The sequence below is a fragment of the Cellvibrio sp. OA-2007 genome (assembly GCF_000953825.1).
GTDB lineage: Bacteria > Pseudomonadota > Gammaproteobacteria > Pseudomonadales > Cellvibrionaceae > Cellvibrio.
Window position 1 is genome coordinate 15,769 of record NZ_BBUL01000079.1, and the last position, 13,451, is coordinate 29,219.

Consider the following 13,451-nt stretch of genomic DNA (forward strand, 5'->3'; position numbering starts at 1 on the left):
GTTATTCCGCGCTTGCGTATACCTCAGCGAGAATTTTATCTGCACCGGCAGCGAGTAAACGCTCGGCCAATTCGATACCCATTTTTTCTGCATCGGCAACCGATCCAGTGATCTCATCAAACAACATTTGGTTGCCATCGGGTGAACCAACTAAGCCGCGCAGCCACAAATGATCGCCGCGATGAATAGCATAGCAGGCGATAGGCACTTGGCAGCCGCCTTGCAGATGGCGATTCAACGCGCGCTCGGCAAGCACCTGTTCAGCAGTTGTTTGATGATGCAAGGGTTTTAACAGTGCAATAGTAGCGGCGTCATCCACCCGGCACTCAATACCAACTGCACCTTGACCACCCGCCGGTAAACTTTGCTCGGGCGTTATGTAGGCGCGAATACGCTCTTTTAATTCCAAGCGAATCAAACCAGCGGCGGCGAGGATAATTGCATCGTACTCGCCATCGTCTAATTTTTGCAGACGGGTTTGTACGTTGCCCCGTAAAAATTTAATCTCTAAATCCGGCCGATTCGCCAGCAGTTGGCATTGGCGACGCAAGCTGGAGGTGCCGACTACCGCACCCTTGGGTAAATCATCCAGCGAGTTAAATCGATTGGAGACAAACGCATCGCGTGCATCTTCGCGTGGGCAAATGACCGATAACCCAAGGCCCTCAGGAAAATCCATCGGCACATCTTTCATCGAATGCACCGCGATATCCGCCTCGCTCGCCAGCAATGCCTGTTCTAATTCTTTAACAAACAGGCCTTTGCCGCCTATTTTCGCCAGCGGCACGTCGAGAATTTTGTCGCCGCGACTGGTGAGTGGAACTAATTCAACCAACAGGCCGGGATGATGCTTTTCCAACTCAGCTTTGACATATTCAGCCTGCCAGAGGGCAAGCAAACTTTTACGGGTGGCGATACGCAATGGGCGCGCGGCAGAGTAAGTCATGATAGAAATTCACACTATTCGAATAATAGCGGCCATGATAACACTCTGACTTGCGCTAGGGATTAGCAGATACTTACTGAGTTGAAATCAGTTCCAAAAAAAACGCCAGTCGTATGACTGGCGCTTCAGGTGAATTGCATATTTGAAATACCGGTGCTTATTGACCCGCTTTCAACAATTCCCAGTATTTTTCGTAGACCAGAACTGTATCGCCCAGATCCTGATGGAAACTGCCTTTGGCAATATCTTCCGCCGCAGGGAATACGGTTTTATTGTTGCGCAGCGCTTCATCTAACAGCGCGATACCTGCAGTGTTAGGTGCGGCATAACCCAACTCTTCGATCGCGGCTTTTGCACTTTCAGCGCGCAGCATAAAGTCGATGAACTTGTGCGCGTTTTCCACGTTTGCAGCGCCTTTGGGAATCACAAAGCTGTCAACCCAAAGTACCGCACCCTCTTCCGGATAAATGTACTGCAGGTCTTCCATCTCTTGTTGCGCCATATAGGCTTCGCCGTTCCAGATTGCGCCAATGCTGACGTTGCCTTGGATCAATGGGGTTTTGGGCGAGTCAGAGTTGATTACCTTGATGCTTGGCCAAAGTGCTTTTAATTTCTCGTAAGCGGCTTTGATTTCTTCTTCGTTAGTGCTGTTGTTTTGGAAACCGGCCACACGCAAGCCAACATAGAAGTTGTCGCGAACGTCGTCCATGATCATCAACTTACCGGCGTACTCAGGCTTCCACAAGTCAGCCCATTTAGTGATTTTGCTCGCATCAACATCTTTATTGTTGATCGCAATGGAGGTGGCACCCCACAAATAGGGAACACTGAAATCATTATTGGGATCGTAGGGTTTGTTCATCATGTTGGCATCGAGGTTACCGTAATTCGCCAACATGTCTTTTTTGATTGGCTGAATCAAACCTTCTTTGCGCATTTTTTCAACGTAGAAAGTCGACGGTACAGCAATATCGTAGCCCTTGCCGTCCATCAATTTGATTTTGGCGTACATCGCCTCGTTACTTTCGTAGGTGGCGTACTCCACTTCGATGCCGGTTTCTTTGGTGAACTCTTCCAATACTGCAGCAGGAATATATTCGGTCCAGTTGTAGATCACTACTTTTTGCGGACCTGCAGGTGCAGCCGCGTCGGTTGCAGCAGGTGCTGCGGTAGTTTCTGCAGGCGCTTGGGTTTCGGGTTTATCGGAACATCCGCCAATCAACAGTGCTGCGGCCAAAGCCAACCATTTTTTCATCTTATTTATCCTCACGTAAGAGTAGTTGGGAAATAACAACCAGAACCAAAGAAACAACCAATAAAATCGTCGAAATTGCATTTACCTCGGGTGAAACTCCCACACGCACCATGGAGTAAACCTTGAGCGGCAGGATTTCATAGCCCGGACCAGTGACGAAGGCACTGACTATAACGTCATCTAGCGACAGGGTAAAACTCAATAACCATCCAGACGCCACCGCAGGCAATGCCAGCGGTAGAATAATTTTCCAGAAAATACTGCTTTCGGAAGCGCCCAGATCGCGCGCGGCCTCCAGCATTTTCATATCAAACCCTTTCAGGCGCGAGTAAACCGCCACTATCACAAAAGGAAGGCAAAACGTGATGTGGCCAATCACCAGGGAGATAAAACCCAATTTAATCCCGAGCGCCATAAACACAATCAGCAACGAAATCGCCATCACAATTTCCGGCGTAAGCATGCTCACAAACACCATGGACGATAAAAGCGCTTTGCCTTTGAACTGATAGCGATGTAATGCCACAGCAGCAAGTGTGCCAATTACAGTCGCGACACTGGCCGCAACTATGGAAACAGTGAGCGAATTGAGCGCAGCTGTCATCAAACCATCGTTATTCCAGAACTTTTCATACCACTTAAAGGTAAAACCGCCCCATTTAATGCCGTATTTAGATGCATTAAAAGAGTTCACTACCAGCACCAAAATGGGGATATAGATTAAAAACAGGATGAGCCCGGTAAACCCTACTCTAAAAATCGGAGCCATTGAGCCCTCCTTGTTTGCTGACAAAACGGGAGGCGCGGAAATACAGCCACAACATAAAACCGAGCAACACAATCAAAATCACACTAAATGCTGAGCCGAATGGCCAATCGCGGGTGTGCAGGAATTGGGTTTTGATTACATTGCCGAGCAACAGATTTTTTGCGCCGCCAAGCAAGTCAGAAATATAAAACATGCCCATCGCTGGCAGGAGCACCATCAGACAACCAGCCACAATACCGGGCGACGTGAGCGGCACAGTGATATGCCAGAAACGGCTTAAGGGGCCTGCACCCAAATCTTTGGCCGCGTGATGTAAACGCACATCGAGTTTTTCCAGCGCGGAATACAAAGGCAACACCATAAACGGCAATAAGATGTAGCAGAGCCCCAGAATCACTGCGAATTGGGTATAGAGCAGCTGCATGGGCTTGTCGATAAGCCCCAGGCCGATCAATGATTTATTGATGATGCCCTGATTGCCCAAAATAAATTGGATCGCATAGGTGCGCACCAGGGAGTTAGTCCAAAACGGCAAAATCACCAAAAAGAGAATCACCGGCTGCCAGCGCTTTGGCAAGCTCACAATAGCCATCGCAAAGGGATATCCAATCAGCAAGCAAGCAATCATCGCCAACAGCGACATGCGCAGCGAATCCCACAGCACCCGCAAATAGAGCAGATCAAGGGTGCGCACATAGCTGTCTGCGTTGATCGGCAAACTCACTGTGGCTTGCGGGTCGCGGGTTAAGAAACTGGTGAGAATAACCAGTAGGTTAGGGAACAGGACAAACAGTGTCAGCCAGACACTGGCAAGCCCAATTGCCCAGAAGCGGAATTGACCGATACTAAACTTCATGGGGCAGCACCACTTCCCAGCCTGGCACCCATTTGATCGCGACTTTTTGATTCAGGCTGTAGTCAAACGAAGGATCGTCTTCATCAAAAAATTCACTGGCAATCACTTCGATGCCGGAGGGTAAACGAATCAGCGAATCGAGAGTTTTGCCTTTGTAGTTGCGCTCAACAACCTCGCCCACCAGATACTGGTCAGGATGGGGGTCATCAATGTATTCAACACGCACATCTTCCGGACGCAACAATACATTGACCTTATCGCCCACTTTAAAATTGTGTTCGGCATGAAGGCGCCATTTGAGCCCTTCTACACGCACTTCGTATTCGTGATTACCGTCAATTTCAACAATTTCACCGTCAAGCTGATTGATCTCGCCAATAAACTTGGCCACAAACAAATTGGCAGGCTGCTCATAAATTTCGCGCGGCGTGCCCAACTGCTGCACCTTGCCTTTGTTCATCACCACCACGCGATCCGACATGGACAACGCCTCTTCCTGATCGTGGGTTACATACACAAAGGTGATGCCCAGTTTGCGCTGCAAGCGTTTCAGTTCGATCTGCATTTGCTGGCGCAATTTGTAATCGAGCGCAGAGAGAGATTCATCGAGCAATAACAATTTGGGGCGATTCACTACCGCACGGGCGATGGCGACGCGCTGTTGTTGCCCGCCAGAAAGCTGTGCCGGTTTACGCTGGGCAAAATCACCCAAGCGCACCATCTCCAACGCTTCTGTCACACGCGGTGCGATTTCTTCTTTTGCTACGCCGCTCATGCGCAAGCCGAAGGCAACATTGTCAAACACTGTCATATGCGGAAACAGCGCGTAGCTTTGAAATACGGTATTGATCGGGCGTTTTTCGGCAGGAACCTGACCAATATTGTGGCCATCCAATTGAATGTCGCCGGTGTCTGTATCTTCCAGCCCGGCAATCATTCTCAACACAGTCGTCTTACCGCAACCAGAAGGACCTAGTAAGGTAAAAAACTCACCGTCAAAGATAGTCAGATCAAAATTATCGAGAACCCGGTTAGCACCATAGGTTTTGGACAAATTATTGAGATTTAGCAAGGCGCGCGGTTCATTCACCTCGACAGAGCTCCTCTGGTTATTTGGCAAGGGGTCAGATGTCACGTGCAGGCGCGCTCGGGACGGTTCAGGTTGGCAACAGATAAAAACTAAGCTGCGAACCTACGCAAAAGAGAGGCCATTCTACTCAAATGAGCAGCTAAAAATCCAGCATTCAGCGGCGCAAAAAACAGCCTGCCCAGATTGGCTAAGCCTATGGATTTAAAGCAAAAAAGATTCAGCGGTATTCGCTGGCAAAAACACATCGGCCCCAGTGCGGGGCCGACAGAGGATACAGACGCTTTAGATAGGGCGACCACCATAATCCGGGGTCGGTTTTTTCGGTGGATCTGCAGTGACATTAGCCGGCACCTCATTGATCTTGCCGCCACGGGCAAGAAAGGCAGCAATTTGCGCTTCTAGCTCATCGCGCGCCTTTTGACGCGAGGCGATACTGAAATCTTCCAGTGCTTCAGACTCAACCACTTTGGCAGCAGGGCTTGCATAGCTCACTTCGTCGCTATCGAGCGCACCGTCCACCTCATCGGCGTCGTCTTCCCCCTCTACGCCAGTATCTTCAATCTCTTCGTCGTTAATGGGGTCTTCATCAGTCATAATGTCACCTGAAAACTGTACAATGTGAGTTCTTAGTATTTTCATCCCAACCAAAGCCTAGCGTATTTCTACAAAGGCTTCGGCTAATTTATAGCGCAGACTCTTTTAAACGTCATGATATTTGGTGATGAATTTTTAGGCTTTTTTTATCTTACCGATAGCCATTGCGGCGGATTTTAGTTATTAACCTTGAGCAAGTCTAGCACCTGCCAGCGGCGTGAATAAAAGTTACAACAAAGCTGCAATTGCAGTGAAATCTTTGCGCATTAAACACCCACCAGTAGATTATTAATTAAGCTTATGAACTACAAACAACTTGCAAAACATTTTCCTGAATTAGCAACAATGGAGCCAGCACAGCAACAAGCCCTGCTCGCTCAGGCTTACCAAGATGCCTTTGCCACAGAGCATAAAATGAAAAACTGGCGCAACAATCTGGTTAGCGCCGCCATTATGCTAAGCCTGTGCTTTTTGTTTGTTCTGGTGCTGCGGCCGGCACTGGGCATGTCACAGCAAACCAGTGCGCTTGTTTTGATGCTGATCGCGCTGCCAGCCTATTTTTTTATTCAGCAGCGCCGCTTTATCAATCAATTACGCCGCAGCTTACAAAAACTTTTACCCTAGAAAATTAATTGCTATTTATATTTAACATCGGCTCGCTACAGCGGGAGGAGTGACAAACATAAATACCAAGCCATAAAAAAACGCCACTGGATAAGTGGCGTTTTTGTTGGTCGCAGCAAATTAATATTGCCGCGTCACACTGCTCAATTAAACAGCATCGGAACCGGTTTCGCCGGTGCGGATACGAATAATTTCATCGAGCGGAGCGATGAAAATTTTACCATCGCCAATTTTTCCAGTCTGTGCAGCTTTGGTGATAGCTTCTACTGCCTGCTCAACCATTGAGTCATCAACTGCCAACTCAATTTTCACTTTCGGCAGAAAATCTACAACGTATTCGGCACCACGATACAGCTCAGTGTGACCTTTTTGACGACCAAAGCCTTTTACTTCGGTCACAGTCATGCCTTGAACGCCTACGTCAGATAATGCAGTGCGCACATCATCAAGTTTGAACGGTTTTACAACAGCGGTAATCAGTTTCATTATTAATTCCTTTGCTGGAGTTTTGTGAGTGCCGGTGCCGGAAATTCATACCAATTTGCGCTTGGCTTGAATCCGGAAGCTTGGGGTTAAGATACACCCAAGCTTCGCACATCAACAACAACTTTATAGCGGATAGAGTTTTTACTACTACCAAATCTTAAGCGATTTGGCAGTGGCGATGAATATTACTTGCTGCGAGTGAACTCTGGATAAGCTTCCATACCACATTCAGCAATATCCACACCTTCGAACTCTTCTTCTTCAGAGACGCGGATACCAATCACCAACTTGATCACAAACCAGACCAGTAAACTAGCGCCGAACACCCAAGCAAAGATAATCGCAGCGCCCGCCAACTGACCAAAGAACGTAGTGCCTTCGGCAGTGAAAGGTACAACCAATAAGCCAAACAAGCCGGCCACGCCGTGCACAGAGATAGCACCTACCGGGTCATCAATACGCACTTTATCCAAGCTGAGAATAGAGAAGACTACCAATACGCCGGCAACCACACCAATTACGGTTGCAGCCAAAGCGCTAGGGGTATCGGGGCTAGCAGTAATGGCGACCAGACCAGCAAGAGCACCGTTGAGCGCCATGGTTAAATCCGCTTTACCGAACAGAACACGGGCCACTAACAATGCGCCAATCAAACCACCGGCAGCAGCAGCGTTAGTGTTGAGGAATACCATAGCAACAGAGTTGGCATTAGCGATATCGCCCAGTTTCAATACTGAACCACCGTTGAAGCCGAACCAGCCCATCCACAGGATGAATGTACCCAAGGTCGCCAATGGCAAGTTTGCACCGGTGATTGCGTGAACCTCACCGTTTGGACCATATTTACCTTTACGTGCACCCAGTAACAGCACACCAGCCAACGCAGCGGCAGCACCAGCCAGATGCACAATGCCTGAACCGGCAAAGTCTTTAAACCCAAATTGGTCATCGATATTCAGACCAAACATGCCTTCGGCACCCCAAGTCCAGGAGCCCTCGATTGGGTAGATAACACCGGTCATCACCACGGCAAACAGCAGAAACGCCCAGAGCTTCATACGCTCAGCAACAGCACCCGAGACGATCGACATAGCCGTCGCAACAAACACCACTTGGAAGAAGAAATCTGACGCTCCGGAATAAATAGAGCCGCCAGTGAACCCATCTTCGCGCTCGGCAAAACTTTTCAGGGTTTCGTCAACATCAACACTGGCAATACCAGACAGGAAGAAATCGCCGCCATACATAAAGGCGTAACCGCACACCATGTACATAGTGCAAGCAACTGCATAGAGCGTTACGTTTTTGGTCAAAATTTCAGTGGTATTCTTAGCGCGCACCAAACCCGCTTCGAGCATGGCGAAACCAGCCGCCATCCACATCACCAAGGCACCACATACTAAGAAGTAAAAGGTGTCCATCGCGTACTGAAGATGAAAAATATTCTCTTCCATTGGTCTTTCCCCGTCTGTTTATTAAAAGTGAATTACAACGCTTGGTCGCCGGTTTCGCCGGTACGAATTCGCACCACCTGCTCCAAATCAGATACAAAGATCTTGCCGTCACCAATCTTGCTGCTGTTGGCAGCCTTACTGATAGCCTCAACCACTGAATCAGCTTCAGCGTCTGAGACGGCAATCTCCACTTTGGTTTTTGGCAAAAAATCCACCACGTACTCTGCCCCACGGTAGAGTTCGGAATGGCCTTTCTGACGACCAAAACCTTTTACTTCGGTCACGGTCATGCCGTGTACACCTATGTCGGAGAGTGCTTCACGCACCACATCCAATTTGAATGGCTTGATGATCGCTGTTACCAATTTCATTCATCCCGCTCCTAAAAAAATCCCCGCACCTGAAGGTGCGGGAAACACCGGAAAAACTATCAAGAGGTGAGTGGATATCGCATAAACCTGGCTACCTGCCCACTTTGGGCAACACCAACAATGCGAAAACAACTAACCTAGCCTCGTAAATGATTCATTTGCAATTTTGCACAGAGCAGGCCAATTTCATAAAACCTATAAAAATCAAAATGTTACGATATATTCACGCGCCAAGGCGCAAAAATATCCAAGTTCGAATACAAGTGTTGCACCACATAAGTGCATCACCATAAATGACAAGCACCATTTGTGCACACTGACACCAAAAGCAACATCCAGCAGCTACAGTTGCCAGCAAATCAGCAAAAACAGGAGCGAGAGGATGGGTGCAGGAGAATAGAGCAGGAGGTAAACTGGGATAAATTTACCGACCGGATGATTTTTGATGATAAATGATCTAGCGCAGCGATTGCTGGAAGAGCTGCACACCCAACTCCCCAATGCCGAGCGCCTAATCCCCAAGCGCGAGTTACATATCGCACTGCAAGCAGCACTGGCACGACTGGATTTGGTCACCCGCGAAGAGTTTGACGCACAAACTGCTGTGCTGCTGCGCACCCGCCAAAAACTGGAAGCACTAGAACAGGAACTGATGCGCCTGGAACAATAAAGAAAGGCTAAACAGCCAATTGTTTTATGCCGACTGATTGCTTTATAGTCGGCCAATATTTCGCTACAAGGTTTGTGGCGAAATAAAAAAACCGTTCAAAAACAACCACAAGGATTGTCCATGTCTCTCGCCATAGTAAATTCACGCGCCAAGCTCGGCATAGATGCCCCGCAAGTCACCGTTGAAGTTCACATCTCCAATGGTTTGCCCAGCCTCTCCATCGTCGGCCTGCCTGAAACAGCAGTAAAAGAAAGCAAAGATCGGGTGCGCAGCGCGCTGATCAACAGCCATTTGGAATTTCCCGCCCAACGCATCACCGTCAATCTAGCGCCCGCCGATTTGCCCAAAGAAGGGGGCCGCTACGATTTACCCATCGCACTCGGCATACTCGCCGCATCAGGGCAAATCCCTGTGGCACAGCTAGCGCACTACGAGTTTTTGGGGGAGCTGGCACTTTCGGGCGAATTGCGCCCTATTAGTGCGGCGCTACCGGCAGCGCTTGCCTGTGGTGATGCGGCGCGAGACTTGATTATCAGTGGCGCCAATGCGAAGGAGGCCGCGTTTAGCAGTATTACGCGCGTATTTGGTGCAGATAACCTATTGCAGGTCTGCGCGCACTTGCACCAACGCGAACTACTCAAACAAGCTGAGTACACCCAGGATGACGGCAAATTCACTGAAGATATGCTCGATATTCTCGATGTAAAAGGCCAGTCGCAAGCCAAACGGGCACTGGAGATAGCGGCCAGCGGCGGCCACAATTTGCTGTTTTACGGCCCACCAGGCACCGGGAAAACTATGCTGGCGAGCCGCTTACCGGGAATACTGCCCAGCTTAAGTGAGCGAGAAATGTTAGATGTCGCGGCGATCTACTCAGTCGCCGCACAAGGGCAGGATTACCACGGGCGCCGTCGCCCTTTTCGCGCCCCACACCATACAGCGTCGGCAATTGCGTTGGTTGGCTGTAAATTCTATAAATATTTGCGAATGGCCATCGCTATATGATAATAAATAAGGGAAATTGGAAATGGATGTTGTTCTGTGGCGCGTTTTATTTGCGGACGATTGAAGAAAAGACCGGGGGTTTGGCGCGTTGATGGTATTGGGAACATTCGTCCTTCTGCCATCTTGGGCTCCAGAGTCACTTACCTTTTTTCAGAGATTAAACCGGGATTCATTAACAATCCCTATCAGGTTCATGCTACAACTGACAACGCTTACCAAATGAGCGGTCACGCCGGTTGGCTGCGATTGTTTACACCAGGCACCGTGTGGCAGGATGGGCAAAAAACAATATCGCCTCCAACTCTCGAGTTAGCAATCACTGTTGATACGCGCTCCTGCGTCTATACACTTCCAGAGAAAGTTAACCCTAATTTTGCGCCGTTCGCCACGCTGTTGCCGACGACTCATTTAGATTTTGGCGAAAATTTGGCGCACCTCAACCAAACTCTTTTTGCCCTCGTTCCTATCCCCAAATCCAATAACATTGGTGTATCTTGGTTAATCATCCCAACGGCAGAATTGTTTCGTTATTACGTGGGGGCGTCATCCCGTCTGTTAGCTAGTGCATTAACGGGAACTACGTCAAAGTTAGTTAAAGATGCAAAGTTGGTGAATGGCCAACTCATTCTCACTGCTGAAAATTCAACACTAACCAAATTCGAAGCATGCGTTTATGGGAGGGCCGCAGTATCCGATGAAGCTCGCGAAGCCTTCCATGGCCCTCATAAACACCTTGTACTAAATCGATTTCCTAACGCTAGTGCTCCACAACCGCTTTATATCAATTCCCGCTTTCCCTTCAATGGCGTTACGACGCTACATCTCGCTGGCAAAAAGATTCCTTTAAGAAATACCAGGACTTCCAAAGACGAATGGGCAATCTACGTTAATCAAATTCGTAACTGTACACATCCACTAGGCTTCAATAGTTTGATAGTCAATTGTACTGGAGCGCCCACCCAAGGTTCTGGTGGCGGTAGCACCGGTGGAGGCCGTCCTCCTACCCCACCAAAAACCGATATTGAAGATCCCGCTGAAATTAATGACAACCCGGCAGATCCGAGCCTCGGCAGGCTTATAGCCAGAAATCCCACGTTACTTTTTGATCAAATCAATCACGTACATTTTCAGCGGCAGTACCATGGGCGCGATTATATCAATGGGCGACCTTATCGATCCGACACAGAAGCGACTGGCCATACATTTGAGGACGGAAAAGGCGGGGCTGGCGCCGGCAATCAAGGCGTTGATGACGTGGATGTACCAGCAAAACCTATTGCTCGTGACATTAGCCTTTTCCTCGAAATGCTTAAGCATTTACGCGTCAAATCAAAAAAAATTAATTGGGAAATTATCACCTTAGGGCATGTAAACAACGAATACATGGACGGGGAAATCGTGACATCGTTTCCAGTCATGGATAAAAAGCTTTCTTGGTACAAAATTTTTCTTGATGAGAAGGACTCGGAGGGACGATCAAGAAAAGTCGTCTGGACTCAAATCAAAACCCCTAATAAGTATATTTATCTCATTGAAATGGAATTGCGCCCTGACGAGAGAGGCCGTAGTTCGCTCGCCATTACATCCAAAGATCTCAGCAAAGGTCCTGTCGAGTTTACTAAAGATAATTTCGGGGGTCTGCTTAAACTCACTGCATCGCATAACGGGTGGCCGCCCAGTAACAAGGAATGGAAGCCGAAGCACGCCGAAATCGCAAAACATCTATTCGAGTCCTTTTTTTTCGAAAGGTTGACACATGCATATGCGGTGGCAAAAAAGATAACACCTAAAGATTCTCAGGCGTCAACCAAAGGAGGCATAGCTGAACAAGTTAATGACCAACAGGTGACCGTAAATCCTGAAGAGTGGGCAGAGGACACATTGGAAAAAATAGTCACGCTATTTGGTTAAAGCGCTTCAGTCGATCACTCTTTCAGTTAGTGAATTCATCATATTGTTTACTTCTCCGTGACATTGGTCAACGAAGTTGGCGCACCAATATCGGAGGTCAACTGAAATTGATCTGACCTTTCTCATATACTGCAATCGCACAATCCCAAGGCCTGGAAGCTGAACACATGGAAATTACACAATCAATCACCACCTCAATCGAACCATTATGCTATTCCGTTGAAGCTCTGCTCCTGAAGGCTGGTATTAGTAGTCAGCAAAAAGTATTCACCCGCATAGAAGGCGTAGTGAGAGTCAAAGGGGTCGTCACAAAGGTCAATCGTTATAAAACCGCCACCTATCTAACGCTGAAAGATCAGGAATTCAGCATTTCAGTCAAATGTGACAGCACTGCTGATATTTATGAAAACGAATCGATTCTCGTTGAGGGGCTCTTATACCTCAAGCCAAGCACCTTTTTCGTCGGGTTAGAGTGCTGTATCCACGGCAATATTGTCGGTTCCTGGGAAATTGCTGAACGAAGGATCCCACGCAATCATTCGATACCGAAAAAGAAGCGATTCATTAGCCTCGATAACGCCATCAATGAGTGCAATCTCAACTCTCTCCTACTGCTAGGGACGGAAACGGGCATCAACGACGTACTCAGCCAAGTGGACAACGCTACCGCAAAGAGTATTCGCCAAGCTGTCATTCGTGTTGGCCGGACCGATACGTTGTTAAGCGATATAAGGGAGGCAGAACCTTACAATTTTCAAGCGTTCGTTATCGTCCGTGGTGGGGATGATAATACGATGGAAATATGGAATGATCCGGAGGTCGTGTCGTTTTTAATGCACTACGACATTCCATTTTATACCGCATTAGGACACAGCCATTCCAGGACGTTGGCAGACCAGTATGCTGACGCATCGTTTCCAACGCCGACAGCCTTCGGTTCGACTTTAAGCTCGATATTGACTACTGGAAGGCGATTCAAGGAAATGGAGGCTGAATATGCCCGGCTAAAACAGGAATACATTTTGTTGGCCAACGCGACTCAATCAGCACCGCAACCAGCCAACCATGGGCATGACTGGATTAAGATTATTGCAGTTTTCGCTGCGTGTTCATTGTTGATATACCTGCTTGTCATCGCACTAACCTAGCCAACACACATTCATTTAGTAACCAAAATGATTCGATATCCGACCGACGAAGAATATGCCGCCTACGATGGTATGCACTGCAATCGAAAATGGGAAATGCTGAACCATGGCTGGCACTGTCCGGTATGCAATAGGACCAAGCGCCAAATCCTGCAGTAGGGAAAACGCGTCGGCTCTAATGCTTTGCGATATGGCGATATTGGTTGGAAAGCGGGGATCCATACACACCATGACCATGGCCAGGAAATGGGAAAATGTCGTTTCCCTCCTAC

At 48.3% G+C, this 13,451-nt stretch carries 13 protein-coding genes and 1 pseudogene; 5 read left to right on the plus strand and 9 right to left on the minus strand.

Translation table 11 applies throughout. The features are described 5' to 3' along the window. Position 1 precedes the first annotated feature (1 nt). The 6 genes from hemC to AWU77_RS05085 form a co-directional block, all read right to left on the minus strand. Positions 2 to 946, minus strand: a complete 945-nt coding sequence (hemC, locus tag AWU77_RS05060) for a hydroxymethylbilane synthase (RefSeq protein WP_062059957.1) — start codon at positions 944 to 946, stop codon at positions 2 to 4. Positions 947 to 1,103: 157 nt separating this feature from the next. After that, entirely contained in the window at positions 1,104 to 2,201 is a 1,098-nt protein-coding gene (locus AWU77_RS05065; protein ID WP_062059958.1) for an extracellular solute-binding protein, read from the minus strand. Position 2,202: 1 nt separating this feature from the next. Continuing rightward, entirely contained in the window at positions 2,203 to 2,970 is a 768-nt protein-coding gene (gene potC / locus AWU77_RS05070) for a spermidine/putrescine ABC transporter permease PotC (RefSeq protein ID WP_062059960.1), read from the minus strand. Next, positions 2,954 to 3,826: a spermidine/putrescine ABC transporter permease PotB gene (gene potB, locus AWU77_RS05075; protein ID WP_062059962.1), complete on the minus strand. Its 873-nt coding sequence runs from the start codon at positions 3,824 to 3,826 to the stop codon at positions 2,954 to 2,956. Before potB ends, potC begins: the two co-directional genes overlap by 17 nt. Beyond that, the gene (gene potA, locus AWU77_RS05080) at positions 3,816 to 4,916 is read right to left on the minus strand and encodes a spermidine/putrescine ABC transporter ATP-binding protein PotA (RefSeq protein ID WP_062059964.1); all 1,101 of its coding nucleotides are present in this window, start codon (positions 4,914 to 4,916) and stop codon (positions 3,816 to 3,818) included. Before potA ends, potB begins: the two co-directional genes overlap by 11 nt. A 282-nt stretch (positions 4,917 to 5,198) precedes the next feature. Further along, on the minus strand, positions 5,199 to 5,510 hold the full coding sequence (locus tag AWU77_RS05085) for a hypothetical protein (RefSeq protein WP_062059966.1): 312 nt from the start codon (positions 5,508 to 5,510) through the stop codon (positions 5,199 to 5,201). Positions 5,511 to 5,810: 300 nt separating this feature from the next. Between AWU77_RS05085 and AWU77_RS05090 the strand changes: the two genes are divergently transcribed. Beyond that, the gene (locus AWU77_RS05090; protein WP_062059968.1) at positions 5,811 to 6,134 is read left to right on the plus strand and encodes a hypothetical protein; all 324 of its coding nucleotides are present in this window, start codon (positions 5,811 to 5,813) and stop codon (positions 6,132 to 6,134) included. Between the two features lie 147 nt (positions 6,135 to 6,281). Here the strand turns inward: AWU77_RS05090 and AWU77_RS05095 are convergent, their stop codons facing one another. The 3 genes from AWU77_RS05095 to AWU77_RS05105 all read right to left on the minus strand — a co-directional run bounded on the left by AWU77_RS05095 (position 6,282) and on the right by AWU77_RS05105 (position 8,445). After that, a complete protein-coding gene (locus AWU77_RS05095) occupies positions 6,282 to 6,620 on the minus strand; it encodes a P-II family nitrogen regulator (RefSeq protein WP_007639554.1) in 339 nt (112 codons plus the stop codon). Positions 6,621 to 6,805: 185 nt separating this feature from the next. Next, complete coding sequence (locus AWU77_RS05100) at positions 6,806 to 8,074, minus strand: ammonium transporter (protein ID WP_062059970.1); 1,269 nt, start codon at positions 8,072 to 8,074, stop codon at positions 6,806 to 6,808. Between the two features lie 32 nt (positions 8,075 to 8,106). Continuing rightward, positions 8,107 to 8,445 carry a P-II family nitrogen regulator gene (locus AWU77_RS05105; protein ID WP_049631555.1) on the minus strand — a complete coding sequence of 113 codons (339 nt, stop codon included), beginning with the start codon at positions 8,443 to 8,445 and terminating at the stop codon, positions 8,107 to 8,109. Positions 8,446 to 8,890: 445 nt separating this feature from the next. Here AWU77_RS05105 and AWU77_RS05110 point away from each other — a divergent pair, with 445 nt between their 5' ends. From AWU77_RS05110 to AWU77_RS05125, 4 genes and pseudogenes are all read left to right on the plus strand, one after another. Continuing rightward, positions 8,891 to 9,115, plus strand: coding sequence for an accessory factor UbiK family protein (locus AWU77_RS05110; RefSeq protein WP_062059972.1), 225 nt, complete (start codon positions 8,891 to 8,893; stop codon positions 9,113 to 9,115). Between the two features lie 120 nt (positions 9,116 to 9,235). Beyond that, positions 9,236 to 10,078: pseudogene (locus AWU77_RS05115) on the plus strand (YifB family Mg chelatase-like AAA ATPase); the annotation flags it as partial. Between the two features lie 78 nt (positions 10,079 to 10,156). After that, positions 10,157 to 12,031 (plus strand): hypothetical protein, encoded by a 1,875-nt coding sequence (locus tag AWU77_RS05120; protein WP_062059974.1) that lies wholly within the window; start codon positions 10,157 to 10,159, stop codon positions 12,029 to 12,031. Positions 12,032 to 12,198: 167 nt separating this feature from the next. Further along, on the plus strand, positions 12,199 to 13,179 hold the full coding sequence (locus AWU77_RS05125; RefSeq protein ID WP_062059976.1) for an exodeoxyribonuclease VII large subunit: 981 nt from the start codon (positions 12,199 to 12,201) through the stop codon (positions 13,177 to 13,179). Positions 13,180 to 13,451: the final 272 nt, after the last annotated feature.